Genomic DNA, 25,920 nt, shown 5'->3' on the forward strand with positions numbered 1-25,920 from the left:
TGGTTCCGGGGCGGGACGGCACGGCCGTCAGCCGAGCAGCGCGGTGGCGATCCACACCAGCGGCGCGGCGACCGCGAGCGGCAGCGCCACGCCCGCCGTCATGTGCACGAACCGGGACGGGAAGTCGTACCCGGCCACCCGGCGCCCGATCAGCGCGCCGAGCCCGGCCGCCAGGCCCAGGAACGGCGGAGCGCCGACCGCGAAGCCCAGGCCGACCGCCGCGAGCAGGCCCAGCAGCGGGCCCGACCAGCGCGGGCCGGGCAGCGGCGCGGCGGCCAGCAGGGTCGCCAGCGCGACCGCGCCGACCGCCGCCGGCACCCAGTCGGCCAGCAGCAGCGCGGTGCAGAGCACCGTCACCACGGTGGCGGAGCCGAGCACGGTGAGCGCGTAGAACCGTTCCTTGGGATCGGCGGGCCGGAACGTCTGGAGCACCAGGACCAGCAGGAAGAACCCGCCGAGCGTGCCCACCACGGCGGCCGTGCCACCGTCCTCGTCGGCCAGCAGCACCGAGACGTCGGCCACCACGCCGGACAGCGCCGCCAGCGCGATGCCCTGGCGGGCCGGCCACATGCCGTTCAGCCGGAACCAGCCGGCCGCCGTCAGGCCCTGGAGCAGGACGAGCACCAGCGCGAGCGCCACCTGGCCGAGCGCCGCGCCCCCGGCCAGCAGGGCGGCGGCGCCGGCGGTGATCAGGGCCGGCTGGAGGCCCGGGTCGTTGATCGGCGAACCGGTCCGGACGGGCGGGGCCGCCGGGGACGGAGCCGTGACCGGAGCCGGGCTCTGGGCCGGGGCCGGGGCCGGGGCCGGGGCCGGGAACGGCTGGGTGCCGAGCGACGGGGCCGGGCCGGGGAACGGCGCGGCCGGACGCGCGGACGCGCCGTGGCCGCCCTGCGCGGCCCGGGCGGCCCGTGCGGCGCGGGCGGCGGCCGGGTCGGTCAGCACCGGGGCCGGGGGCTCCGGGCGCTTCAGCGTCATGGTCGGCTGGTCCAGGCCCTGCCCGTGGTCCGGGGCGGGAGCCGACGGCGGGACCTGGGCCTGGACCGGAGGAGCCTGGACGGGCGCGGGGGCGGGGGCCGGTGCCTCCGTCCGGCGGTGCGAACGGCCGCGTCGCGGCTCGGTGTAGGGCCGCGCCGGTCCCCCGGCCGACGGCTGCCCCGGTGCGGCCGACGGCACCGGGCCCGACTCCGTCACCGGGGGGAGCAGCGCCGTCGCGGCGTCGTCCAGCGGCGGAACGGGCGGGAGCAGCGTGGTCGCCGCCGCGTCGTCCAGCGGCGGCACCGGCGGGAGCAGCGCCGTCGCGGCGTCGTCCGCGCCCGGCCCGGCCCCGTACGGCGGCCGGCCGTGGGACGGCTGTCCGTAGGAAGGCTGCGCGTAGGGCTGCTGGCCGTAGGGCTGCTGGCCGTAGGACTGCTGGCCCTGGGGCTGCTGACCGTACGGCGCGGGGCCCGCGCCGGGGGCGTGCGGCTGCGCCGCGTGCCCCTGCTGCGCATAAGGATCCGGCGCGTACGCCTGCGGCGGGGCGTACGGGTAGGGCGCCTGCCCGGGCTGGGGCTGGGGCTGGTAGCCCTGCGGCGCCTGCTGCTGCGGCTGCGGCGGCCCGTACGGGTACTGCGGCTGGTACGGCTGCTGGGGCTGGTACGGCTGCTGGGACTGGGGCTGCTGCCCCTCGGGGGTCGCGTTCGTGCCCGTCACGCCGCTCACCCGCCCGCGAACGGAGGAAGGACCTCGACCGTGCCGCCCTCGGAGAGGGCCACGGTCGCGTGGTCACGGCCGCCCACCGGCGAGCCGTCCACCAGGTAGGAGCAGTGGCCGAGCAGCCGGACCAGCTTCGGCCGGTCCGCGTGCCGCTCCGCAGCCCCTGCCAGCGCCTCGGCCAGGGTCGCCGCCAGGTACGTCTCCTCGGCCAGCCCGGCCTCCGACTTCGCCGCCGCCCAGTAGCGGATCGTCCCGCTCACCCGAACGGCGGCCGCCGGGTCGTGCCCGGTGGTCGCGCCCATGGCAACCCCTTCTCGTCGTCCTCGCCCGGGCCCGGGTGTCCCGGCCGGGTCCACCACCGGGGCGCCCGCGCCTCGCCCGAAAGGGGTACGCGCACGGTGCCGCCGATGTGTCCCCCATGATGTCGTGTTCGCCCGTGCGAGCGGCAATCGCCCTGGCCCGACGCCCGGCGGCGCCGTCGCGAAGCTGTGGCGGGGCTCACCCGGGGCGCGCCCGGAAAGGCCGGACCACCGGGCTCGGGACCTCCCGGCGCGGGGGACCGGTCGGTTATCCTCGATCCCCGAGGGATCCGGGCAGAGTCGCCCCCGGGTCCTTTTGTGCTTTCAGGACGCCAGTACGGACGTCCGTGCGAATCGTCGGCCCACCCCCGGCGTGCCGCAGGGACCGCCCCCGCCACACACGGCACAACGACGTGCCGCGACCGGGCCGGGGCGTCGGACAACCCCGGCTCCGGGCCGCCGCCCGGGACGGGCCAGGACCGGAAGGTTCGCGGATGAGCAGGGCAGAAACGGTGCACCGGGGGTCGCGGGACGCCCGGGACGTGCCCCGTCCGGCCGCGCGCGCCGCCGTGTCCCCCGCGTCCCCCCGGACCTCCGTCTCCTCCCCCTCACCAGCACGTGCGCCATCCGGCTGTGGCGGCAGCCGGAACGCGACCGCGACGACCCGGAAAGGGGACTACCGGGTATGAGTTCTCTGCTCCTCCTCACCAACGCGCTGCAACCCTCCGCGGAGGTCCTGCCCGCGCTCGGCCTGCTGCTGCACAACGTCCGGGTGGCCCCCGCCGAGGGCGCCGCCCTGGTCGACACCCCCAGCGCAGACGTCATCCTGGTGGACGGCAGGCGCGACCTGCCGCAGATCCGCAGCCTCTGCCAGTTGCTGCGCTCCACCGGCATCGGCTGCCCGCTGATCCTGGTGGTGACCGAGGGCGGCCTGGCCGCCGTCACCGCCGACTGGGGCATCGACGACGTCCTGCTCGACACCGCCGGCCCCGCCGAGGTCGAGGCCCGGCTGCGGCTCGCCCTCGGCCGGCTCCAGGTGACCACCGACGACAGCCCGGGCGAGATCCGCAGCGGCGACCTCTCGGTCGACGAGGCCACCTACTCCGCCAGGCTCAAGGGCCGGGTGCTCGACCTCACCTTCAAGGAGTTCGAGCTGCTCAAGTACCTCGCCCAGCATCCCGGCCGGGTCTTCACCCGGGCGCAGCTGCTGCAGGAGGTCTGGGGCTACGACTACTTCGGCGGCACCCGGACGGTCGACGTGCACGTCCGCCGGCTGCGCGCCAAGCTCGGCGTCGAGCACGAGGGCCTGATCGGCACCGTGCGCAACGTCGGCTACCGCTTCGTCGTCCCCGAGAAGGGGGACAAGGGCGAGCGGACCGAGCGGACCGAGCAGTCCACCCGGCGCTCCGCGGCCGCCCTGGAGGCCTGACCGGCCGGCCGGGCGGTCCCGTCGTCGACGGGGCGCCCGGCCTGTCCGGATTCGTCCCGCCCCGCCCGGGGCCGGGCGCGCGCCGCACCCGCCCGGCGCGGGTCCCCCGCTGCCCGGCCGCACGCCACACGCGTAGACTCCCCCCGTGGCCAAAGTGACGCGCGACGATGTAGCCCGACTGGCTGGTACCTCGACCGCCGTCGTCAGCTACGTGATCAACAACGGACCGCGCCCGGTCGCGCCCGCCACCCGGGAGAAGGTGCTCGCCGCGATCGAGCAGCTCGGCTACCGGCCGAACAGCGTCGCGCAGGCGATGGCCTCCCGCCGCACCAACCTGATCGGCATGGTCGTCCCGGACGCCCGCCAGCCGTTCTTCGCCGAGATGGCGCACGCCGTGGAGCGGGCCGCCTCCGAGCGCGGCAAGCTCGTGCTGATCGGCAACTCCGACTACGTCGACGACCGCGAGGTCCACTACGTCCGCGCCTTCCTCGGCATGCGGGTCTCCGGCCTGATCCTGGTCAGCCAGGGCCCCTCGCAGCGGGCCGCCGAGGAGTTCGCCGCCATGGAGGGCGCGAAGGTGGTGCTGCTGCACCGCCGCCCCGAGGCGATCGACGACGTCGCGGTGGTCACCGACGACGTGGCCGGCGCCGAGACGATCGTCCGCCACCTGCTGGAGGTGCACGGGCACCCGTACGTGGCCTGCTTCGGCAGCCCGGTGGAGTCCCCCGCCCCCGGCGACCCCGTCATCGACCACGTCGAGGGCTGGCAGCGGGCCATGGACGCGCACGGCCTGCCCACCGAACCGCACCTCATCGACGCGCCCTTCCACCGCTACGGCGCCTACGACGTCGCGCTCGGCGTGCTGCGCTCCGAGGACCGCCCGCCGGCGATCTTCTGCTCCACCGACGACCAGGCGATCGGCGTGCTGCGGGCCGCCCGCGAGCTGGGCCTGCGGGTGCCGGAGGACCTCGCGGTGGCCGGCTTCGACGACGTGCCGGAGGCCGCGCTCGCCGACCCGCCGCTGACCACCGTCGCCTCCGACCGCGACGCGATGGCCCGGGCGGCGGTGGACCTGGTGCTGGACGACTCGCTGATGGTGCCCGGCTCGGACACCGAACGGGTCCGCACCTTCCCGTCGCGCCTGGTCGTACGGCGTTCCTGCGGCTGCTCGCCGGAGCGCGCCGACGCCTAGGGTCTGTCTCTTGGATCCTTGCCGGGTCCGCGACGTCTGGGCACGCACCTCGCCGCGTTGTCGTCGGTCGCCAATGGCCCCCAGCCTGGCGGCCGGGAGGTGCCCCCACCGCAGTGGCTCCCTCCTCCGCCTTGCGATGCACGCACCCAGACGCCGCGGCCTGATCCGACAAAATCCAAGAGACAGACCCTAGCCCGACCAGGCTTTATGAGAAGTCAACGGGCTTCTCGGAGCCTTCTGAGCGGGCTCTCACCGGATTCTCATCCAGCGGGCGGACGTTGGTCGTCATGAGCGATCACCAGCAGTGGCAGCCCCGCACCGACGGCGAGCAGTACGACGGCCCCCACGGGTACCCGCGGCCCCGGGTCATCCCGGGCACCGTCCTCGACAGCTCCACGCACGACGGCACCGGGTACGGCGGTCCCGTGCACGACGGCGCCGGGTACGGGAGCCCCGCCCACCCCGCCGCCGGCACCCCGCCCCCTCCCCCGGCCCCGCCGTTCCCGCCCGGGGCGGCCGAGGTGCCCGCCCCGTCCGCCCCCGGCGGCCCCGGCCACCGCGCCCGGCGCGGCCTGCTGCGCGGACGGCTCGCCCTGGTCACCGCCGTCGCCGCGATCGCCGCCGTCCTCGGCGGCGTCACCGGCGGTGTCGTCGCCGCCCGGGAGCACGGCTCCGAGGGCCGCACCGGCACCCTCGCCAGCCCGGTCGCCGCCCGCTCCGACGGCAGCGCCGACGTCGCCGCCGTCGCGGCCGCCGTCTCGCCCAGCGTCGTCCAGATCACCGTGCAGAGCGCGAACGGCACCGCCACCGGCACCGGCGTGGTGCTGACCGGCAACGGGCGGATCCTCACCAACTACCACGTGGTCTCCGGCGCGGCCGACGGCGGCCGGATCACCGTCACCTTCCACGACGGCTCCACCGCCCGGGCCGACCTCACCGGCACCGACAAGGGCCTGGACGCCGCCGTGATCACCGCGAGCGGTGCCGGAAACCTCACCCCCGCCGTCCTCGGCGACTCCTCCGGCGTCGTGGTCGGCGACCCCGTCGTGGCCATCGGCAACCCCGAGGGCCTCACCGGGACCGTCACCTCCGGCATCATCAGCGCCGAGCACCGCGAGGTCACCGTCCAGCTCGACGAGGGCACCACCAGCGGCAACGGCGGCTTCGGCTTCCCCCAGCTGCCCGGACTGCGCGGCACCGCCCCGCAGAGCGGCGGCGAGACCGCCACCTACCAGGCCTTCCAGACCGATGCCGCGCTCAACCCCGGCAACTCCGGCGGCCCGCTGATCAACGCCGAGGGGCAGGTCATCGGCATCAACTCGGCCATGTACGCGCCGAACGGCTCCAGCGCCACGGCCGGCGGCAGCGGGGCCGGCAGCGTCGGCCTCGGCTTCGCCATCCCGATCGACGACATCAAGCAGGTGCTGCCGAAGCTGGAGTCCGGCCAGAACGTCTGAGCACGTCCGACAATTGACCCGAGCAGGCCCTCCCGCCACCAGAAAGGCGACCGCCGATGACCCCGTCCGCCGACGACCGCACCCCCGCCGAGCCCGGTCAGCAGACCACCGCCCGGCTCCTCGTGGTCGACGACGAACCCGCGCTCCGGGACGCCCTGGAGAGCAGCCTCGCCTTCGAGGGCTACGAGGTCACCACCGCCACCGACGGCTACGAGGCCCTCGAAACCGTCGAACGCGACCGGCCGGACCTCGTCCTGCTCGACATCATGATGCCCCGGATGGACGGCCTCACCGCCGTCCGCCGGATGCGCTCGCGCGGCGACACCGTCCCGGTGCTGATGCTCACCGCCCGGGACGCCGTCGGCGACCGGGTCACCGGCCTCGACGTCGGCGCCGACGACTACCTCGCCAAGCCCTTCGAACTCGACGAGCTGCTCGCCCGGGTGCGCGCCCTGCTGCGGCGCAACGCGCTCGCCACCGAGGCCGCCGCCCGGGCGGCCGCCGTCGAGGAGGAGACCGACGTCCTCGCCTTCGGCGACCTGCGGATGAACACCGCCACCCGCGAGGTCACCCGGGCCGGCCGGCCGGTCGACCTGACCCGCACCGAGTTCATGCTGCTGGAGATGTTCCTCGCCCACCCGCGCCAGGTGCTCACCCGCGAGCAGATCCTCAAGGCGGTCTGGGGCTTCGACTTCGAGCCCTCGTCCAACTCGCTGGACGTGTACGTGATGTACCTGCGCCGCAAGACCGAGCAGGGCGGCCTGCCCCGGCTCATCCAGACCGTCCGCGGAGTCGGCTACGCGCTCCGCCCGGCCACCGGCACCGCGGCGTGAACCCGGCCGTCCCGCCACCCCCGCTCGCCCCGCCCCGCATCCCGCGCCGCGGCCGCCTCACCACCTGGTACCGCGCCCGCTCCCTGCGCACCCGGCTCACCTTCCTCACGGCGGCGGCGGTGGCGGTGGCGATCGCGCTGTCGGCGCTCGCGTGCTGGTTCATCGTGGAGAAGCAGCTCTACGGCCAGATCCGCAACGACCTGGAGCACATCCCGCAACCCCGGGTGGCGACCCTCCAGTCCGCCTGCCCGCGGACCCCCGAGGCCGCCCTCGAACAGGCCCAGCGGAGCAGTGTCCCGGAACCTCCCCAGGGCGGCGGTCCCGCGCCCCGGGACACCCAGTTCCTCTGGATCGACCAGGGGTGCGTCTCGCTGCCGCTCGGTGCCACCCAGGCCATCGCGATCCAGCCCGGCGACGCCAGGACGGCGCTCTCCCTCCAGCCGGACCAGGCGGTCGTCCGTGAGGGGGCGTACACCAACGGCGATCCGGCCATGGTCCGCCTGTCCCTGCTCCGCGTGCCCGGCCACAACTCGGTCGTGGTCATGGTCGCCACGCCGACCGGAGCGGCCGAGGAGTCCCTGAACCGGCTCGCCTTCGTCCTCGGCGGGGTCGCCCTCGGCGGCATCGTGCTCGCCGCCGTCGCCGGCCGGCTGGTCGCCCGCTCCGCGCTCAAGCCCGTCGACCAACTCACCGACGCCGTCGAGCACATCGCCCGCACCGAGGAGGTCGGCACCACCATCCCCGTCCAGGGCGAGGACGAGATCGCCCGGCTCTCCACGTCGTTCAACTCCATGAGCACCGCCCTCGCCAACTCCCGCGAGCGGCAGACCCGGCTGATCGCCGACGCCGGGCACGAGCTGCGCACCCCGCTCACCTCCCTGCGCACCAACGTCGACCTGCTGATCCGCAGCGACGACACCGGCCGCCCGCTGCCGCCCGCCACCCGCACCAAGCTGCTCGGGAACATGAAGGCCCAGATGCAGGAGCTCACCGTGCTGATCGGCGACCTGCTCCAGCTCTCCCGCCCGGACTCCCCCGCGCCGGTCCGCACGCTCGCCGTGGTCGCCCTGCACGAGATCGCCGAACGGGCCGTGGAGCGCGCCGAGTTGCGCGGCCCGGGGCTGGTCTTCGAGACCTCCGCCGCGCCCTGGTACGTGCACGCCGACGCGGCCGCCCTGGAACGCGCGGTGATCAACCTGCTGGACAACGCGGTGAAGTACAGCCCGCCCGGCGGCACCATCGAGGTCCGGCTCGACCGCGGTGTGCTGACCGTCCGCGACCACGGCCCCGGCATCCCGCCGGAGGAGCTCCCGTACGTCTTCGACCGCTTCTGGCGCTCGCCGTCCTCGCGCCAGCTCCCGGGCTCGGGCCTGGGGTTGTCGATCGTCGCGCAGAGCGTGCGGGAGGCCGGCGGCGAGGTGTCGCTCGGCCCTGCCCCGGACGGCGGCCCCGGCGCCCTCGCCACCGTCCGGCTGCCCGGCGGCCCCGCACCGGCCTGAGGCGACGGAAGGGGGCGGGGCGCCCCGACAGCGCCCCGCCCCCTCCCGGCCGGCCCGGAGCCGGCGACCCCCGGCTCAGCCGGTGGTGGTCCCCGCGGCGATGACCTTGATCCGGTCCTGCGCCGGAGCCTTCAGCGGCGCGGCGGCCGAGCTGTTGGCGCCGAGGTAGGCGGCGAAGACGTCCAGGTCGGAGGCGCCGACGAGCTTGTCGGTACCGGCCGCGAAGGCCGGGAAGCCGTCGCCGCCGCCGGCCAGGAACTCATTGGCCGCGACCCGGTACGAGGCGGCCGGGTCGATCGGCGCGCCGTTGAGCCGGATCGAGTCGACGACGACCCGGTCCGCGCCCTTGTTGCGCATGTCCAGGGTGTAGGTGAGGCCCTTGGACGGCTGGAGGATCTTCGGCGAGGCCTCGTTGGAGCCGCTGACCTGCTGCTGCAGCAGCTGGACCAGCTGGGTCCCGGTCAGCGTCTTGACCTGCATCATGTTGGTGAACGGCTGGACGGCGAACGCCTCGCCGTAGGTCACCACGCCGTCGCCCTCGGCGCCGGTCGCCCGGTAGACGAGGTCGGAGCGGATGCCGCCGGGGTTCATGAAGGCGACCTGCGCGCCGCCCTTGTCGGCGGGCGCCAGGCCCGCCTGCTGGGCGTCGGCGATGACGTCGCCGAGCGGCTTCTCCGGGTCGTTGTTGCCGCGGCCGTTGATGTCCGAGGCGATGTAGCCGACCGGACGGTTGGCGATCGGCGCGGCCAGCTTGGAGTAGCGGTCGATCAGCTGGGTCATGTCCGGGGCCTTCTCGACCGTCCGGCGCACGATGTGGTTCTCGGCCTTGACCGACGGGCGCACGATGGTGCCGGTGGTCTTGTCGAGCTTCAGGTCGATCTCGGTGTACAGCCGGCCGAAGGAGGCGGCGCTGGTCACCGAGCGCGGCACGCCCTGCGGGTCCGGGATGGTGCAGGCGTACGCGTTGTGGGTGTGGCCGGTGACGATGGCGCCGACCGCCGGGTCGATGTTCTTGGCGATGTCGACGATCGGGCCGGAGATGCCCTGGCCGGCCGCGCCGCAGTCGTAGTTGTAGGTGCTGCTGGCCGGCAGGCCGCCCTCGTGGATCAGCGCGACGATCGAGTTGACGCCCTTGGCCTTCAGCTCGGCGGCGTACTTGTTGATCGTGGCGACCTCGTCCGCGAACTTCAGGCCCTTGACGCCCTCGGCGGTGACGATGTTCGGCGTGCCCTCCAGGGTGACGCCGATGAAGCCGATCTTGACGCCCTGGGACTTGGTCACCCAGTACGGGGCGAGCAGCGGCTTGCCGCTCTTCTCGCCGGTGACGTTCGCCGACAGGTAGTTGAAGTTGGCGCCCTTGAACGTGCGCCCCTCCTCGTAGCACCCGTCGGTCGGGTGGCAGCCGCCGTTCTGGAGCCGGAGCAGCTCGGCGGAACCCTCGTCGAACTCGTGGTTGCCGACCGAGGTGACGTCCAGGCCGAGCTTGTCCAGCGCCTCGATGGTGGGCTCGTCGTGGAAGAGCGCCGAGGTCAGCGGGGAGGCGCCGATCAGGTCGCCGGCGGCGACGGTGATCGAGTCGTCGGCGGGGATGCGGGCCTGGCGCAGCGCGGTGGCGAGGTACTCCACGCCGCCGGCCGGGGTGTTGACCGGCTGGCCGGTGGCCGGGTCGATCTCCCGGATGGTGCCGGACGAGCCGGCCGGGGGCTCCAGGTTGCCGTGCAGGTCGTTGATGGCCAGCAACTGGAGGTTGACGGTCTTCGGCTTCTTGGCGGTCGCGGCCTGGGCCGCGGACGGCATGGCCACCGTGCCGACGAGGCCGGCCGCGGCGACGACGGCCAGCGCCGACCGTCGGGTTCTGACGGAGAGCATGTAGGGGGTCCCCTGCACCTGTGAGAGCGCCCAGCTGTGGACAGGCCCGGGCGCGCGAGACGAGTGTCGTTGCGCGAGTGCAGCCTAGGGTCAACGCGCGTAGCTGTCAGGCCCCCGGACGTAACGACAGGGTTACCTGCTGACGAATCGTCGTCGGACTTTCCCCGCCGGGCCGCCCGCCGGCGCGGCCGCCCGCGCGAACGCCGGCCGGTCCGCCGGGCCCGCTCTCAGACGCCCGGCTCGGCCGCCAACTGCCGATCGGCACGCACCCGTTCGGCCACCGCGTCCTCGGTCATCGCGCGGTCGGTGTAGACCAGCGGACGCTCCGCCTCGGTGATGATGTGCTTCACCACCTGGACGTTGCCGTTGACGTCCCAGACCGCGATGCCCGGCGAAAGTGTGGGGATGATCTCCACCGCCCAGCGCGGCAGGCCGAGCACCCGGCCGGTGGCTCTCGCCTCCTCGGCCTTCTGCATGTAGATGGTCCGGGTGGAGGCCATCTTCAGGATCGCCGAGGCCTCCTTGGCCGCGGCCCCGTCCACCACGTCCGACAGGTGGTGCACCACGGCGACGAAGGACAGGCCCAGCCGGCGGCCGAACTTCAGCAACCGCTGGAACAGCTGGGCCACGAAGGGGCTGTTGATGATGTGCCAGGCCTCCTCGACCAGGAAGATCCGCTTCTTGCGGTCCGGCCTGATCCAGGTGTGTTCCAGCCAGACCCCGACGATCGCCATCAGGATCGGCATCGCGATCGAGTTGCGGTCGATGTGCGACAGGTCGAAGACGATCAGCGGCGCGTCCAGGTCGATGCCCTCGGTGGTCGACCCGTCGAACATGCCCCGCAGGTCACCGTCGACCAGCCGGTCCAGCACCAGCGCGACGTCCAGGCCCCAGGACTGGACCTCGTCCACCGCCACGCCCAGCGACTCCACCGACGACAGCTCGGGGTTGCGCAGGGTGTCGATGATGTCGTCCAGCACCGGCTGACGGTCCCGGACCGTCGCCACCACGTGCGCGTGCGCGGCCTTCAGCGCGAAGCCGGCCCGCTCCTCCAGACCGCGCCCCATCGCCACCTCGACGATGGTGCGCAGCAGCGACAGCTGCCCGGTCTGGGTGATCGCCGGGTCCAGCGGATTGAGCTTCACCCCGCCGTCCCGGGCCGCCATCGGGTCCAGCCGGATCGACTTTATGCCCAGCGCGTCGGCGATCAGGTTCCACTCGCCGACCCCGTCCTCGCCCTGCGCGTCCAGCACCACCACCTGCCGGTCCCGGAACCGCAGCTGGCGCAGCACGTACGTCTTCTCCAGCGCCGACTTGCCGTTGCCGGACTCCCCCAGCACCAGCCAGTGCGGGGCCGGCAGCTGCTGGCCGTACAGCTGGAACGGGTCGTAGACGTACCCCTTCCCGCTGTACACCTCCCGTCCGATGATCACCCCGGAGTCGCCGAGCCCCGGCGCGGCGGTCGGCAGGTAGACCGCCTGCGCCTGACCGGTGGACGTGCGCACCGGCAGCCGGGTGGTCTCCACCTTGCCGAACATCAGGCTGGTGAACGCGTCGGTGAGGTTGCCGATCGCCATACGGGGGCCTCCAGATCAGTCGCTCGCCCGGTACCCGCTCAGCGGCGGATACCGGTGGCGAACGGCAGGGTGTTGACGAACGCGCGGTGGTGCTCGCGGTCGCACCACTCCAGCTTCAGGTAGCTCTTGCCCGCCGAGGCGCGGATCGTCCGCTTGTCCCGGGCCAGCGCGTCGGGGTTGCGCGAGGAGACCGTGATGTAGCCGACCAGGTTGACGCCGGCCGCGCCGGACGCCAGGTCGTCACCGCGCTGGTCCACCCGGCCGCTGTGGGCCAGGTCGCGCGGGTCGACGGTGCGGTTCATCTTGGCGGCGCGGCTGGCTTCCGCCTCGTCGTTGGTCTTCTCGGTGAGCATCCGCTCGATGGCGACGTCGGTGGGCTCCAGGTCCATCGTCACCGCCACCGTCCGGATCACGTCCGGGGTGTGCACCAGCAGCGGCGCCAGGAAGTTGACGCCGACCGGGGTCAGCGGCCACTCCTTGATCCACGCGGTCGCGTGGCACCACGGCTCCCGGGTCGCCGACTCGCGGGTCTTCGCCTCCAGGTACTGCGCGTGGGTGGCGTCCAGCTCGGCCGGCCAGGCGTTGCGCTTCGACATCGCCTGGATGTGGTCGATCGGGTGGTCCGGGTCGTACATCGAGTGCAGCAGCGAGGAGAGCCGGGCCTGGCCCAGCGGCTGGCGCACCCGGATGTCCGCCTCGGCCAGCCGCGCGCAGATGTCGGTCAGCTCGCGGGCCATCACCGCGGCCAGCCCCTCGTCGTCCCGGGCCCGGCGCCCGGTCGCGGTGCGGCCCATCGCGTGCGCCTCGGCGGCGAGGTCCCGGGTGTAGTGCATGCACGCCACCAGGTACGCCCGGTGCTGCTCCGACGAGGTCGACACCATCGACTGCAGCTGGTCGTACGAGTCCTTCAGCCAGTTCGGCGCGCCCGGGTCGCCGCGCCGCTCCACGTCCTTGGCGTGCGCGTCCGGGTCGGCCGGCAGGGTGCGGGCCAGGATCTGCAGCCGGGTCACGAAGCCGTCCCCGTTCGCGACGTGCTTCAGCAGCGTCCCGAACCGGTCGACCAGCGCCTCCTGGTCCTCCGAGTCGCGCAGCCCGACACCCGGGCCCTCGATCTCGATCGCCGCCGTCACCGTGCGCCGCTCCAGGTGCATCAGCACCCCGACCTCGTCCGGCCCGAACGGCGCCGACAGCCAGCGCAGCCGCCCCACCCCGGGCGGCGGCCCGATCTCCACCTCGCGGCCGTCCAGCCGCGTCCCGGCGTCCATCGCGTCCGACTTCCACACCGCCCGGCCGCTGCGGACCGTCCGGCGGTAGGTGCGGTTGATCTCCACCCACTTGTAGAACGTCCGGCGCCGGTACGGCACGTACACCGCCGCGATCGCCAGCGCGGGCAGGCCGACCAGACCCGCGATGCGCAACGGCAGGATCGGCATCATCAGGCCCCAGACCATGCCGAGGAAGGCCCCGAAGATGATCAGCACGATCTCGCCGGACTCCCGGTTCCGGCCGATCGGCGCGTTCGGGCGGGCCTTGCCGATCAGGTAGGTACGGCGCTGGTGCACATACGGCTGGGCGTACTGGGCGCCGTACTGGCCGAGCGGTTCGCTGCTCACTTACCCGTCACCCTCCCTTCGCTGGATTGCTGTCGCGGGCCGAGGACTGCGCCGGCGGCCCGGCCTGCTGCGGCGGCGCGGGCGTGCGCGCCGCGTGGGCGGCGATGCCCGGGGCGACCGAACCGCCGCCCGAACCCGACCCGCCCCCGGCCCCACCCGGCTGCGGGCCGCGGTCGCCGTGCGTGCTGATGCCCTGCCGCATGAAGTTCGCGGTCCCGTTGATCATCGCCGATCCGGCCGACACCGCGCTCGCCCGGGCACTGCGCATGCTCATGATCTCGTCGCCGAAGCCCGGGACGAACCGGTACACCGCGGCGCTGGCGAAGATCGACAGGAAGAGGATCGCCAGCCCCGACAGCACCCGGGCGAAGTCGTCGCTCGCCCCCGCCCCGGCCGACACCGCACCGGCCAGCCCGAGGATGATCACGATGATCGGCTTCGCCAGGTCCACCGCCACCATCACCCCCGCCCAGCGGCGCACGTGCTTCCACAACTGCTTGTCCACCAGCCCCGCGTACACCGCCGTCCCCAGCAGCGCACCCACGTACAGCATCGCCGCCCGGATCAGCAGCTCGATCCAGAGCACCGCCGCCGCCAGCACGGCCACCAGCGAGGTGATGATCAGGATCAGCGGCCCGCCGCCGATGTCACCCTTCTCCAGGGTGTCCGCGAACCCGCCCAGGTACGTCCCGGTGTCCGACTTCGTCCCCACCGCGACCGCCTTGGTCAGCCCGTCGGTCGCGCTCACCACCGTGTACAGGATCAACGGCGTGAACGCCGACGCGATCACCGTCAGCCACAGGAACCCGATCGCCTCCGAGATCGCCGTCGCCAGCGGCGCCCCGCGCACCGCCCGCTTGGTCACGGCGAGCAGCCACAGCACCAGGGTGATGATCGTCGACGCGGCGAACACCACCGCGTACTGCTGCAGGAACGACGCATTGGTGAAGTCCACCTCCGTCGTCCCGTCGATCGCCCCCGACAACTTCCGCACCACCCACGCCGCCGCCTGCGCACACCCCTTCGCCAACGACCCCAGCGGATCCGTCACCGTCCCCACCGTCCCACTCCCGGGCAGCGACGCCCCGCCACCACCGGGAGCGCAGTAGACGTCGCTACCGGGAAGGGGGATCCCCGGGCAGTTCGAATTCGGGGTGCTGGGGGTCGGACTCGGGGTCGCTGTGGGCGAAGGTTCGGCGAGAGCCTGCTGAGCTGTCAGAACGACCGTCAGCAGGCCCAGGGCCGAACCTCCGGAGAGCCTCGCGAGCGTGCGCGGAATCCTCCGGTCACGTTCAGCGCGCATAGCGGAAGCCTCCGAACTGCTCGACGGCACCTGTGATCTCCTCAGCGGTCGCGGCCTGCTGGTCCGGTGGTACAGGTGCCGGGCCCGACACCCGGCTGTAGTCGGTGAGTTTCCAGTCGTCGCCCACCCACCGCAGGCTGAGAGTGAGTGTGAACCACTCCTCCGAGACGGGCCGGACCGAGCGCTCACCCGCGATCCCGAAGAGCCCCGTGCACCAGACCGCCACCTTCACGCTCTCGGCCGTGTAGGCGCTGCTCTTCGTCCCCACTGGCACGGTCCGGCTGACGAAGGTCATCCCCTTCGGGGCGCGCCCCTGCGCGTCCACTCCGAACTTGGCCGCCATCTCCGGCGAGAACCCCTGGTCCAGGCGGGACTGGAGGGTGGGGGCGGCGGTGGGGTCGGCGATGGTGGTGATGATGGTGTGGCGGGTGTCGGTGCGGAACATGTCGGCGGAGCCGATGGCGACCGCGTAGTTGGACGCGGCGGACTGGGCGCCCTGGTCGGTGTGCGGGAAGCCGGTGGCGATGCCGTTGACGGTGGTGGTGACGGGCTGGTCGCCGCTGGGGGCGGGGCCGGCGCCGGAGGCGGGGGTGGCGGCGGCCCGGTCGGCGGAGCCGCCGGGCTTGGCGCTACCGGGGTCGGGACGGCCCCGGTTGGCGATCGAGATCGCCAGCACGAGCAGCGCGACGACCAGCAGGACCGTCAGTGCCGTTCGCACGGGGTGGGACTGACGCTGGCTCGGCTGGGAGGAGGGCTGTTCGCCGACCGGCAGCCGCGTACGGGTGTGCGGCTGGTCGTCGGACAACGGCACGGCGGCCCTCCTGGTGCGGGGAGCCGGCTGGCGGCTCCGGGGGCCCCTCCGGCCGTGGGCGGGCGCGGAGGGAAGGGGTGGTGGATGGATTCCCGGCGGGGCTCCAGGCATGCACGGATGCCCGGACAGGCGGTCGGACGGTCAGACGATCGGACAGGTCGGTGGGCACGGACGGCGCGCCGCCCTCCGCCCGCCTCGCGACGGTCCGAAGGGTCCGAAGAACCCGAAGGGCCGGAAGGGCCCGAACCGCCGGATCAGCCCCGATCGACCGGGATCCGCCCGGACTGTCCGATCTGCCTGATCGTCAGATCGCCATGCCGTACACAATGGTGAACAGAGTGCCGAGTGATCCAATGATGAACACGCCGGTCAGCCCGGCGATGATCAGCCCCTTGCCCTGTTCGGCGCCGAAGCTGTCGCGCATCGCGGTGGCGCCGATCCGCTGCTTGGCCGCACCCCAGACGGCGAGGCCGAGGCAGGCCAGGATGGCCACCGCCATGACGACCTCGACCATCACCCGGGCCTCCGACCCGAGGCTCGCGAACGGGCCCCAGTCCGGGGCGATCCCGCCGATGATGGTGTCGATGTTCGGCTTCTTTGGAGGGTCCTCGGCCAGGTGGCCGATCGCGATGCTCTGCACGCTGCTCTGGTTCATTTCCATCTCACCGCCCGATCAGGCAAATTCAAGGGCCCAGACCCCGCCCGCGCGAAGGGTCGGTACCTATTCTTGGCCAGATCTGATGTCGACTTGGCTACTTCTCGCGGATTGGTCGTGAGGCATCGGACACGTACGCGAGGATGTCCACCGTACGAAGGATAGCGCTCACTCTTTGTATCTCTGATGATTGCGGTGAGCAACGCCTTCCGGGACACTTCGACTGACGATTCGTCGGGATGGTGCTGATGGTACTCCGGAAAGGCGGTATCGCCGCCGCTGCCGCGGGAGTTGTCCTCGCCGGCTTCGTCGGCCTGGTGACCCTCGGGACGTATGCGGCGAGCGGGACGCCACAGCAGCAGGGCAATGCCGCGGGGCTCTCCCCGGGAACCGTTCCGGCCGCCTTCCAGGGGCCGATCGAACAGTGGGGGCGGCTCTGCCCCGATCTCTCCCCCCCGTTGCTCGCGGCGCAGTTGTACCAGGAAAGCGGTTTCGACCCGCGGGCCCGTTCCGGGGTCGGGGCGGAGGGGCTGGCGCAGTTCATGCCGGGCACCTGGGCGTCGTACGGGACCGACGGCAACAACGACGGCCGGCGGGACCCCTGGGACCCGCTGGACGCCATCGCCTCCGCCGCCACCTTCGACTGCGCGCTCGCCAGGGACGTCGCCAAGGTCCCGGGCGACCGCCAGTCCAACATGCTGGCGGCGTACAACGCGGGGCCGGGCGCGGTGTCCAGGTACCAGGGCGTGCCGCCGTACCGGGAGACCCAGGGGTACGTGCGGAACATCCTGGCGACGGCCCGCAGCTTCGCCGCGCCGGCCGACCCGGCCGCCCCGGTGGAGGTCTCGGCGCAGTCGGCGGGCGCGATCTACTTCGCCCAGACCAAGCTCGGCACCCCGTACCTGTGGGGCGGCGACGGAAAGGCGTGGCAGAACGGGCGGTTCGACTGCTCCGGGCTCACCAAGGCCGCGTTCGACAGCGTGGGCATCAAGCTGCCCCGGGTCGCCAACGACCAGTGGTACGCCGGGCCGCACCCGTCGCGCGACCAGCTGCGCCCGGGCGACCTGGTGTTCTGGGCGACCGACCTGACCGACCCGCGGAGCATCCACCACGTGGGCATCTACGTGGGCGGCGGGTACATGATCAACGCGCCGCACACCAACGCGGTGATCCGCTACGACAAGATCGACACCCGGGAGTACATCGGCGCCACCCGGGTCACCTCGGACGGCGCCCAGGCCCTGCCGGACCGCAACGACGAGGGCACCGTGATCGCCCCGGGCCGCCCCGGCGATCCGGCCCCGGCCCAGACCCCGACCCAGACCCCGGCCCCGAACCCGCCCGCCCCGGCCGCGCAGGCGGCGGCCCAGGCCGCCCCGGCCGGCCGGCCCGGCTCCGCCACGGCGGCCGCGGCCGTCGCGGCCGGCGCCGGGGCGGCAGGTCCAGGTCAAACCCCCGCAAAGGACTGAGCCCCACCCGCCCGCCGGGTGTGCGCGCGGTGTGGACGCTGAGTCAAGTTTCCATAACTGCGTGTTTCCGTGGAACGCTGTCCACCGGTGATGACGTTGTGTCCGGTGGTTCCCCGTCAACCGCCCCGACCGGGGCGGCGACGGACGGGCCAGGGCGCGATGACCAGATGCAGCGGACCCGGAAGGAGGTGCGGCGTGTCGACGCCGCTTGCCGACACGACCAACCCCGACCTCGACCTGCTCTACGCCGTCAACGGTCTGGCCAGACACGCCCCGGACTCGGTGGACCACCTGGTCTCCTGGATCGGCGAGTACGGCATCCTGATCGGCCTCGCCCTGCTGGGCCTGGTGGGCTGGTGGCGGGCCCGGCGGCGCCCGGACGCCCCGGTGGCCGTCGCCGGGCTGCTCTGGGCCCCGCTCTCGGTCGCCATCGCCGAGCTGGCCAACCTGCCGATCTCGGCGATCGTGGACCGCCCCAGGCCCTTCGTGGACCACTCCGGCCTGGAGGTGCTGGTCGAGGGCAAGGCCGGCACGCACTCCTTCGTCAGCGACCACTCCACGATGTCGATGGGCATCGCGGTGGCGCTGTTCCTGGTGAACCGCAGGCTCGGGTGGATCGCCGGCGGCCTGGCCCTGCTGCAGGGCTTCTGCCGGATGTACATGGGCGTCCACTACCCGACCGACGTGATCGGCGGCTTCGCGCTCGCCACCGCCGTGGTGCTGCTGCTGGCGCCGATCGCGATGGCCGTGCTCGTCCCGTTCTGCCACGCGCTCGCGCGCACGCCGGTGGCCCCGCTGATCCGCGCCGGACGGGGCGCCGAGCGGGGCGGGGGCCGTCCGGGCGCACGGGGCCGGCGCGGCGGGGCCCGGAGGGCGGTCCGCACCGAGGAGCAGCCGCCGGAGTCCGACCTCGCCGCGTGAGCGCGACGGCCGCCGGCCGGGCCTACCCCGGGTCCGCCTCGGCGGCGAGGTGGTCGTCCGCCTCCCGCCGGGCCAGGTCGCGCGAGCGCCGGGCCGGGGAGTACCAGCCGCAGCTGCAGGTCGCGAAGCAGAAGGAACCGCGTTCGCTGATCGCGATGCGGTGCTCGGGCATCCGGGTGGTGCCGGGAACGGCCGGCAGCTCACTGTGCACGTGCTTCACGGTAACGCGCCGGGGGCCCGGCGCGCGACGCCCGTGACACGCGGGTCACCGCGTAACTCCCCGGGCCTCAACTCGTTTGCCCGGAAAGAGCTCTGCCCACCCGCTGACGGTGGCCGGCGGGGCAGTCGGGCCCGAGGGGGTTGTCGCGAGGATGAAGATGACCGACCAGCAGCGCACCGGTCGGACGGGCGGCCGCAGCGAGCGGCGGGCGCGTCCGATGGCGGGTGCCGCCCTGCTCGCCGCCGTACTGGCCGGGGCGGCCGCCCTGGCCGGCTGCACCCCGGACGGCGCCGTCGGCGGCGACGGCGCGGGTGCCGCGGCCGCGCCGCCGGCGGACGGCGCCCCCGACCAGGTCTCCGCCGACCGGCTCGCGGCCGACCCGCTGACCGCGGTCCGCGCCGCCGCCGACATCACCGGCCGGTCCGGCACCGCGCACGCCGCCACCGAGCTGGTGACCGAGTCCGCCGAGAAGAAGGCCGTCTTCACCGGCACCGGCGGTTACGACTACACCAAGCGGATCGGCCGGCTGGAGGTCCAGGTGCCGCCGGGCGCCGCGACCACCGGCAAGATCGTCGAGGTGCTCCTGCCCGGCACGGTCTACCTGCAGAACAGCGGCGCCAAGGTGCCGGAGGGCAAGTGGGTCAAGCTGGACGTCCGCCAGCTGCCGGACGGCAACCTGGTCAGCGGCGGCGCCACCGATCCGTCCTCCGCCGCGGGGGCGCTGCGCGGCGCCCAGAAGGCCGAGCTGGTCGGCAGCGAGACGCTCGACGGGGTGGCGCTCAAGCACTTCCGCGGCACCCTGGACCTCGCGAAGGCGGCCGAAGCCACCGGCGGGCGCGGCGGGGACGGCCTGCGGATGGGCGCGCAGACCTTCACCGTGAAGGAGGTCCCCTACGACGTCTGGCTGGACGAGCAGGGCCGGCTGCACAAGGTGGTCGAGGTCTTCACCTTCGCCGGGGTGGCCGGCTCCAAGGAGGCGAAGGACCAGGTGAAGGTGGTCTCGACGACCACGCTGAGCGACTTCGGCGCGCCGGTGGAGGCGGCCGAGCCGCCGGCCGCGGACATCTTCGCGATGAAGCCCACCGAGAGCCCGAAGTAGCGCGTCCGGGGGCCCGGGGCGGGCGCCGCGGGTGCGGCTGCGAGGGGAGGCCGCCGCTCCGGGTGGGGCCGGGAGCCTCCGGGCCCACCCGTTTCGGCGGCGCGGAGATGGCCCGTCCGTGCCATGTGGACGGGCCCCGAAGTGCCTAGGCTGGACGTCGGGTGGCTGCCGCCCGGGCTGGCGAGGCGCTGAAGGGGTGGTGCAGGTGATGTCGTCCACGGACGGCCGCAGCGGCGGCCACGAGGACGCGGCCCTCGACGAGATCGAGCTGGCCGGTGAGCTGATGATCGCCGCCACGGCCAGCAGCGGTGACCGGCTGCCGACCGAACGGATCGACGAGGTGCTGCTCGACCGGCCCGACGGCGGTCCGGCCGCCGGGCCGACGCCGGGCCCGCAGGATCCACCGGAGCTGCGGGACCGGGAGGGTTAGCGAGGGTCCGGGTGTGCGCCGGGGCGACCCGGCGCGGTCAGCTGCGCAGCAGCCGGCCGATCGCCGCGGTGGCCTCGGCGACCTTGGCGTCCAGCTCGGTGCCGCCCTCCTCGGCGGCGGCCGCGACGCAGTGCCGCAGGTGCTCCTCCAGCAGCGAGAGCGCGAAGGACTGCAGGGCCTTGGTGCTGGCGGAGACCTGGGTGAGCACGTCGATGCAGTAGACGTCCTCGTCGACCATGCGCTGCAGGCCGCGGATCTGGCCCTCGATCCGGCGCAGCCGCTTGAGGTGCGCGTCCTTCTGGGCGCTGTACCCGTGCGGGCCGTGCCCGGGGTGGGCGGCGTGGGCGTCCGGCGTCTTCGGGAGTGCAACGTGCTCGCCGTGCGGTTCCGCCCCGGGCGCTTGCTCCGGCTCGGTGCGCGCTTGCGTGGTGGTCATCGGCCCGCCTTCGTCTGAGTGCCTGGTGGCTGCGTCGGCCTCCAGTGTCCAACACCCGGGGCCGTCGTGGTGTTCCTCCGGCGCGGCCGGCCCGGTGCGGCCGCGTCCCGCGCGGTTCCCCCGTCCGGGGAACACCCCGCTCTTCCCGCCGCACGGCAGGGGCAATCCGGGCGAGGTTCCGTCAGACTGGGGGCTCATGCCCGCACCTGTCGTGCGGACCGGATCCACTGCTGCGGCAGCCGAACGGAAGGGGAGGTTCCGGCTCCTCTTCGAGCACCCCGTTTGCGTGATGGCGCTCGGTTGCACCTAGCATCGTTCAGTCCCCTACCCCGCACATCGGAGATTTCCGTGCGTTTTAGCCTGACCCCGAAGGAGACGAGCTTCTACGACATGTTCGCCGCCGCCGCGGAGAACCTGGTCGTCGGCTCGAAGCTCCTGCTGGAACTGCTGGGATCAGACGTGTCGGCCCGCGCGGAGATCGTCGAGCGCATGCGCGCCGCCGAGCACGCCGGAGACGACACCACCCATGCGATCTTCCACCAGCTGAACTCGTCCTTCATCACGCCCTTCGACCGCGAGGACATCTACACCCTCGCCTCGTCGCTGGACGACATCATGGACTTCATGGAGGAGGCCGTCGACCTGGTCGTCCTCTATGACATCCAGACCCTGCCGAAGGGCATCGAGCAGCAGATCGAGGTCCTGGCCCGCGCCGCCGAGCTGACCGCCGAGGCGATGCCGAACCTGCGGAGCATGTCCAACCTGACCGAGTACTGGATCGAGGTCAACCGACTGGAGAACCAGGCCGACCAGATCCACCGCAAGCTGCTCGCCCACCTCTTCTCCGGCCAGTACGAGGCCATCGAGGTGCTCAAGCTGAAGCAGGTCGTGGACGTCCTCGAACAGGCCGCGGACGCCTTCGAGCACGTCGCCAACACGGTGGAGACCATCGCGGTCAAGGAGTCCTGACCCCCGTGGACATGGCAGCACTCATCGCCGTCGTCGGCGTTGCCTTCTTCTTCACCTACACCAACGGCTTCCACGACTCGGCCAACGCGATCGCCACCTCGGTCTCCACCCGGGCGCTGACGCCCCGGGCGGCGCTGGCGATGGCCGCGGTGATGAACCTGGCGGGCGCCTTCCTGGGCAGCGGGGTGGCGCACACCGTCTCGCAGGGCATCATCGAGACGCCGACCGGCGACCGCGGCATGGCGATCCTGTTCGCCGCACTGGTCGGGGCCATCGCCTGGAACCTGGTCACCTGGTACTTCGGCCTGCCGTCCTCCTCCTCGCACGCGCTGTTCGGCGGCATGGTGGGCGCGGCCCTGGCCGGCGGCACCGAGGTGATCTGGAGCGGCGTCATCGACAAGATCATCATTCCGATGATCGTCTCCCCGGTGGTCGGCCTGGTCGGCGGCTTCCTGGTGATGCTGGCGATCCTCTGGCTCTTCCGGCGGGCCAATCCGCACCGGGCCAAGCGCAACTTCCGGGTCGCCCAGACGGCCTCGGCCGCCGCGATGGCGCTCGCGCACGGTCTGCAGGACGCGCAGAAGACCATGGGCATCGTGGTGATGGCCCTGGTGATCTCGGGCCACCAGGACCAGGGCGACCCGATCCCGGTCTGGGTGAAGATCTCCTGCGCCACCATGCTCTCGCTGGGCACCTACGCCGGCGGCTGGCGGATCATGCGGACCCTGGGCCGGAAGATCATCGAGCTGGACCCGCCGCAGGGCTTCGCCGCCGAGGCCACCGCCTCGACGGTCATGTACATCACCTCGTTCGTCTTCAAGGCGCCGATCTCCACCACGCACGTGATCACCTCGGCGATCATGGGCGCCGGCGCCACCAAGCGGATCCGCGCGGTGCGCTGGGGCGTCGCCAAGAACATCGTGCTCGGCTGGTTCATCACGATGCCGGCGGCCGCCGTGGTCGCGGCGCTGATGTACTGGTTCGTCCACCTGTTCTGGGGCTGACGGACGGCACCGGACGCGACAGGGCCCGCCCCCACATCCGGGGAGCGGGCCCTTCTTCATGCTCCGCGGCGGCACCGCCATGCAGCACCACGAAGCAGCTCGGTGTTCGTCACTCGCGACGGTGGAGCGCCGCCCGGGCGGACCGGGCGGGGCCGGTCACCCGAAGCGGCCGGAGATGTAGTCCTCGGTCGCCTGCACGGACGGGTTGGAGAAGATCCGCTGGGTGTCGTCCAGCTCGATCAGCTTGCCCGGCTGGCCGACGCCGGCCAGGTTGAAGAAGGCGGTGCGGTCGCTGACGCGGGCCGCCTGCTGCATGTTGTGCGTCACGATGACGATGGTGAACTCGGACTTCAGCTCACCGATCAGGTCCTCGATGGCGAGGGTGGAGATCGGGTCGAGGGCGGAGCAGGGCTCGTCCATCAGCAGGACCTCCGGCTCGACCGCGATGGCGCGGGCGATGCACAGACGCTGCTGCTGGCCGCCGGAGAGGCCGGCGCCCGGCTTGTTCAGCCGGTCCTTGACCTCGTTCCAGAGGTTGGCGCCCTTGAGCGACTTCTCCACCACGCCGTCCAGCACGGACTTCTTGCGCACACCCGCGAGCTTCAGCCCGGCGACCACGTTGTCGTAGATCGACATGGTCGGGAACGGGTTCGGGCGCTGGAAGACCATGCCGACCGAGCGGCGGACGGCGACCGGGTCGACGCTGGCGCCGTACAGGTTCTCGTCGTCCAGGAGCACCTTGCCCTCGACGCGGGCGCCGGGAATCACCTCGTGCATCCGGTTGAGGGTCCGCAGGAAGGTGGACTTGCCGCAGCCGGAGGGGCCGATGAAGGCCGTCACCGAGCGGGGTTCGACGGACATCGAGATGTCCTCGATGGCCTTGGTGGAGCCGTAGTAGGCGGACAGTCCGCTGACGTCGATGCGCTTGGCCATGATCGTTCGTCTTCTCTCAGTCTTCGTCGTACGTCAGTCGGTCGCTCAGTGTCCGGCCTTGGGCGAGCGCCACCGGGCGATGCCCCGGGCGATGAGGTTGAGCCCCATCACGAAGGCGATCAGCACCAGCGCGGCACCCCAGGCACGGGCGTAGCCGTAGTCGTTGTTCACCACGGCGTACTGCTGCCAGATGTACATCGGCAGGGACTGCTGCGGTCCGTCGAACGGGTTGGTGTTGATGTAGGCGGCACCGAAGACCAGCATCATCACCGGGGCGGTCTCACCCGTGATGCGGGCGACCGCGAGCATTACACCGGTGGTGATGCCGCCGATGGCGGTGGGGAGGACGATCCGCAGGATGGTCTTCCACTTCGGCACGCCGAGCGCGTACGACGCCTCGCGCAGCTCGTTCGGGACGAGCTTGAGCATCTCCTCGGTGGAGCGGACCACGACCGGCATCATCAGGATCGCCAGCGCGAGGCTGCCCGAGAAGCCGGAGTAGTTGAAGCCGAGGGCGATGTTCCACAAGGACAGGATGAACAGACCGGCGACGATCGACGGGACACCCGTCATGACGTCGACGAAGAAGGTGACCGCCTTGGCGAGCGTGCCGCGGCCGTACTCGACCAGGTAGACGGCGGTCAGCAGACCGATCGGGGCAGCCATCAGGGTGGCCAGGCCGACCTGCTCCAGGGTGCCGATCAGCGCGTGGTAGATGCCGCCGCCGGGGCCCGCTGAACGCACGCCCATCATGGAGTGGGTCAGGAAGTTGCCGTCCACCACACTGGCACCCTGCTGGATGGTGTAGACGGTCAGCGAGAGCAGCGGGACGACCGCCAGGATGAAGGCCACCCAGACCAGCGAGGTGGCGAGGCGGTCCTTGGCCTGGCGCCGGCCCTCGACCTGGGCCGAGAGCACGTAGCTGATGACCACGAAGAGGATCGCGGCGATCAGGCCCCACTGGAGCTTGCTCTTCAGGTCTCCGACCAGGCCGATGCCGCAGCCGAGGACGATCGAGCCGGCGGCGACGGCGCCCGGGGCCCACGTGGGCAGCCGGTTGGCCGTCAGCAGGCGGCTCACCGGACGGGCGTCCGCCGGAACGGAAGTGGTCGCGGCGCTCATGCGGAGTACTCCTTGCGGCGGGCGACGATCAGCCGCGCGGCACCGTTCACCAGCAGGGTGATCACGAACAGGACGAGGCCGGAGGCCATCAGCGCGTCCCGGCCGAAGGGCTGGGCCTCGTTGAACTTCAGCGCGATGTTCTGCGCGAAGGTGCCGCCGCCCGGGTCGAGCAGGTGCAGCGAGAGCACGTTGCTGGAGGAGAGCACGACGGCGACCGCGATGGTCTCGCCGAGCGCGCGGCCGAGGCCGAGCATCGAGGCCGAGATGATCCCGGGGCGGCCGAACGGCAGCACCGCGGTGCGGATCATCTCCCAGCGGGTCGCGCCGAGGGCGAGCGCCGCCTCCTCGTGCATCCGCGGGGCCTGCCGGAAGACCTCACGGCTGACCGCCGTGATGATCGGCAGGATCATGATCGCCAGCAGGATGCCGACGGTGAACAGGTTCCGCGGGGTGGTGCCGGCCCGGGACTGGTCGAAGATGTACGTCCAGCCGAGGTACTCGTCCAGCCAGCTGTTCAGGCCGCCCAGGTGCGGCACCAGGAAGAGCGCGCCCCACAGGCCGTAGATGATGCTGGGCACGGCCGCCAGCAGGTCCACCAGGTAGGCGAACGGCTGGGCGATCCGGCGCGGCGCGTAGTGGGAGATGAACAGGGCGATCCCGATGGCGACCGGGACGGCGATCAGCATCGCGATCAGCGCGCTGACGATGGTGCCGAACGCGAGGACGGCGATGCCGAAGACCGGCGTCGGGGCGTCCGGCGTCCACTCGAAGGTGGTGAGGAAGTTGCCCTCGTTCTTGCTCAGTGCGATGACCGAGCGCCAGGTCAGGAAGCCCGCGATGGCGGCCATGACCACCAGCAGCAGGATGCCCGACCCGCGGGACAGGTTCATGAAGATCTTGTCGCCGACCCGGCTGTCGCGCTGGCGGCGTTCCCTGCCTCGCGGGGCGGCAGGGGTGGATGAAGTCATTGGTCTACTCCGGTCTGGTGGTGCGGCCCCGAGGGGGCGGCACCCTGGCGGCGGTGCCCCGGACGTGTTGCGTTGGTCGGTACTGACCGCGGGGGCGGCCCCGGCCCCCCTCGTTCA

General features: G+C 72.7%; 24 protein-coding genes and 1 pseudogene. 12 read left to right on the plus strand and 13 right to left on the minus strand.

Going from position 1 to position 25,920, the window contains the following annotated elements; all coding sequences use genetic code 11:
• Positions 1–27: 27 nt before the first annotated feature.
• Positions 28–1,692: a hypothetical protein gene (locus ACFVVL_RS10335; protein ID WP_387673128.1), complete on the minus strand. Its 1,665-nt coding sequence runs from the start codon at positions 1,690–1,692 to the stop codon at positions 28–30.
• Positions 1,693–1,697: 5 nt separating this feature from the next.
• Positions 1,698–1,997 carry a MoaD/ThiS family protein gene (locus ACFVVL_RS10340; protein WP_387673131.1) on the minus strand — a complete coding sequence of 100 codons (300 nt, stop codon included), beginning with the start codon at positions 1,995–1,997 and terminating at the stop codon, positions 1,698–1,700.
• Positions 1,998–2,679: 682 nt separating this feature from the next.
• On the opposite strand from ACFVVL_RS10340, the gene ACFVVL_RS10345 reads away from it, so the two are divergent.
• The 5 genes from ACFVVL_RS10345 to ACFVVL_RS10365 all read left to right on the plus strand — a co-directional run bounded on the left by ACFVVL_RS10345 (position 2,680) and on the right by ACFVVL_RS10365 (position 8,404).
• Complete coding sequence (locus ACFVVL_RS10345) at positions 2,680–3,423, plus strand: response regulator transcription factor (RefSeq protein ID WP_380293990.1); 744 nt, start codon at positions 2,680–2,682, stop codon at positions 3,421–3,423.
• A gap of 145 nt (positions 3,424–3,568) precedes the next feature.
• A complete protein-coding gene (locus ACFVVL_RS10350; RefSeq protein ID WP_387673135.1) occupies positions 3,569–4,615 on the plus strand; it encodes a LacI family DNA-binding transcriptional regulator in 1,047 nt (348 codons plus the stop codon).
• A 287-nt stretch (positions 4,616–4,902) separates the two neighbouring features.
• Positions 4,903–6,072, plus strand: a complete 1,170-nt coding sequence (locus ACFVVL_RS10355; protein WP_387673138.1) for a S1C family serine protease — start codon at positions 4,903–4,905, stop codon at positions 6,070–6,072.
• A gap of 56 nt (positions 6,073–6,128) precedes the next feature.
• The gene (locus tag ACFVVL_RS10360) at positions 6,129–6,905 is read left to right on the plus strand and encodes a response regulator transcription factor (protein WP_387673141.1); all 777 of its coding nucleotides are present in this window, start codon (positions 6,129–6,131) and stop codon (positions 6,903–6,905) included.
• Complete coding sequence (locus ACFVVL_RS10365) at positions 6,902–8,404, plus strand: sensor histidine kinase (protein ID WP_380293998.1); 1,503 nt, start codon at positions 6,902–6,904, stop codon at positions 8,402–8,404. The genes ACFVVL_RS10360 and ACFVVL_RS10365 overlap by 4 nt, the downstream gene beginning before the upstream one ends.
• A gap of 75 nt (positions 8,405–8,479) precedes the next feature.
• On the opposite strand, the gene ACFVVL_RS10370 is transcribed toward ACFVVL_RS10365, so the two are convergent.
• From ACFVVL_RS10370 to ACFVVL_RS10385, 4 genes are all read right to left on the minus strand, one after another.
• Positions 8,480–10,273 carry a bifunctional metallophosphatase/5'-nucleotidase gene (locus tag ACFVVL_RS10370; RefSeq protein WP_387673145.1) on the minus strand — a complete coding sequence of 598 codons (1,794 nt, stop codon included), beginning with the start codon at positions 10,271–10,273 and terminating at the stop codon, positions 8,480–8,482.
• Positions 10,274–10,500: 227 nt separating this feature from the next.
• Positions 10,501–11,850, minus strand: a complete 1,350-nt coding sequence (locus ACFVVL_RS10375) for an ATP-binding protein (protein ID WP_380294002.1) — start codon at positions 11,848–11,850, stop codon at positions 10,501–10,503.
• A 38-nt stretch (positions 11,851–11,888) separates the two neighbouring features.
• A complete protein-coding gene (locus tag ACFVVL_RS10380; RefSeq protein WP_380294004.1) occupies positions 11,889–13,463 on the minus strand; it encodes an SCO6880 family protein in 1,575 nt (524 codons plus the stop codon).
• Positions 13,464–13,470: 7 nt separating this feature from the next.
• On the minus strand, positions 13,471–14,418 hold the full coding sequence (locus tag ACFVVL_RS10385) for a hypothetical protein (RefSeq protein WP_387673149.1): 948 nt from the start codon (positions 14,416–14,418) through the stop codon (positions 13,471–13,473).
• On the opposite strand from ACFVVL_RS10385, the gene ACFVVL_RS10390 reads away from it, so the two are divergent.
• Positions 14,408–14,572, plus strand: coding sequence for a hypothetical protein (locus tag ACFVVL_RS10390; RefSeq protein ID WP_387673152.1), 165 nt, complete (start codon positions 14,408–14,410; stop codon positions 14,570–14,572). The genes ACFVVL_RS10385 and ACFVVL_RS10390 overlap by 11 nt on opposite strands.
• A gap of 183 nt (positions 14,573–14,755) precedes the next feature.
• Here ACFVVL_RS10390 and ACFVVL_RS10395 read toward each other — a convergent pair whose 3' ends face one another.
• Together ACFVVL_RS10395 and ACFVVL_RS10400 are read right to left on the minus strand one after the other, a co-directional pair.
• A complete protein-coding gene (locus tag ACFVVL_RS10395) occupies positions 14,756–15,577 on the minus strand; it encodes a hypothetical protein (RefSeq protein ID WP_387673155.1) in 822 nt (273 codons plus the stop codon).
• A 304-nt stretch (positions 15,578–15,881) separates the two neighbouring features.
• The gene (locus ACFVVL_RS10400; protein WP_355357364.1) at positions 15,882–16,232 is read right to left on the minus strand and encodes a hypothetical protein; all 351 of its coding nucleotides are present in this window, start codon (positions 16,230–16,232) and stop codon (positions 15,882–15,884) included.
• A 248-nt stretch (positions 16,233–16,480) separates the two neighbouring features.
• Here ACFVVL_RS10400 and ACFVVL_RS10405 point away from each other — a divergent pair.
• A pseudogene (locus ACFVVL_RS10405) lies at positions 16,481–17,488 on the plus strand (NlpC/P60 family protein); the annotation flags it as partial.
• Positions 17,489–17,896: 408 nt separating this feature from the next.
• The gene (locus tag ACFVVL_RS10410) at positions 17,897–18,622 is read left to right on the plus strand and encodes a phosphatase PAP2 family protein (RefSeq protein ID WP_380294013.1); all 726 of its coding nucleotides are present in this window, start codon (positions 17,897–17,899) and stop codon (positions 18,620–18,622) included.
• A 22-nt stretch (positions 18,623–18,644) separates the two neighbouring features.
• Here ACFVVL_RS10410 and ACFVVL_RS10415 read toward each other — a convergent pair whose 3' ends face one another.
• Positions 18,645–18,833: a hypothetical protein gene (locus ACFVVL_RS10415; RefSeq protein ID WP_387673159.1), complete on the minus strand. Its 189-nt coding sequence runs from the start codon at positions 18,831–18,833 to the stop codon at positions 18,645–18,647.
• Between the two features lie 166 nt (positions 18,834–18,999).
• On the opposite strand from ACFVVL_RS10415, the gene ACFVVL_RS10420 reads away from it, so the two are divergent.
• A complete protein-coding gene (locus ACFVVL_RS10420) occupies positions 19,000–19,941 on the plus strand; it encodes a hypothetical protein (protein ID WP_380294017.1) in 942 nt (313 codons plus the stop codon).
• A 208-nt stretch (positions 19,942–20,149) separates the two neighbouring features.
• The gene (locus ACFVVL_RS10425) at positions 20,150–20,371 is read left to right on the plus strand and encodes a hypothetical protein (protein ID WP_380294019.1); all 222 of its coding nucleotides are present in this window, start codon (positions 20,150–20,152) and stop codon (positions 20,369–20,371) included.
• A gap of 37 nt (positions 20,372–20,408) precedes the next feature.
• Here ACFVVL_RS10425 and ACFVVL_RS10430 read toward each other — a convergent pair whose 3' ends face one another.
• Positions 20,409–20,807, minus strand: coding sequence for a metal-sensitive transcriptional regulator (locus ACFVVL_RS10430; protein ID WP_387673163.1), 399 nt, complete (start codon positions 20,805–20,807; stop codon positions 20,409–20,411).
• Between the two features lie 348 nt (positions 20,808–21,155).
• On the opposite strand from ACFVVL_RS10430, the gene ACFVVL_RS10435 reads away from it, so the two are divergent.
• Positions 21,156–21,776, plus strand: coding sequence for a DUF47 family protein (locus tag ACFVVL_RS10435; protein WP_350553137.1), 621 nt, complete (start codon positions 21,156–21,158; stop codon positions 21,774–21,776).
• A gap of 5 nt (positions 21,777–21,781) precedes the next feature.
• The gene (locus ACFVVL_RS10440; protein WP_380294023.1) at positions 21,782–22,780 is read left to right on the plus strand and encodes an anion permease; all 999 of its coding nucleotides are present in this window, start codon (positions 21,782–21,784) and stop codon (positions 22,778–22,780) included.
• 156 nt (positions 22,781–22,936) lie between these two features.
• Here the strand turns inward: ACFVVL_RS10440 and pstB are convergent, their stop codons facing one another.
• The 3 genes from pstB to pstC are packed head-to-tail and all read right to left on the minus strand — an operon-like array spanning position 22,937 to position 25,803.
• Positions 22,937–23,713, minus strand: a complete 777-nt coding sequence (gene pstB / locus ACFVVL_RS10445; protein WP_380294025.1) for a phosphate ABC transporter ATP-binding protein PstB — start codon at positions 23,711–23,713, stop codon at positions 22,937–22,939.
• Between the two features lie 45 nt (positions 23,714–23,758).
• Positions 23,759–24,835 (minus strand): phosphate ABC transporter permease PstA, encoded by a 1,077-nt coding sequence (pstA, locus tag ACFVVL_RS10450; RefSeq protein WP_380294027.1) that lies wholly within the window; start codon positions 24,833–24,835, stop codon positions 23,759–23,761.
• Complete coding sequence (pstC, locus tag ACFVVL_RS10455; RefSeq protein ID WP_380294029.1) at positions 24,832–25,803, minus strand: phosphate ABC transporter permease subunit PstC; 972 nt, start codon at positions 25,801–25,803, stop codon at positions 24,832–24,834. The genes pstA and pstC overlap by 4 nt, the downstream gene beginning before the upstream one ends.
• Positions 25,804–25,920 lie beyond the last annotated feature (117 nt).

Origin of the sequence: Kitasatospora sp. NPDC058115 (assembly GCF_042884635.1) — a bacterium.
Taxonomy (GTDB): Bacteria; Actinomycetota; Actinomycetes; order Streptomycetales; family Streptomycetaceae; genus Kitasatospora.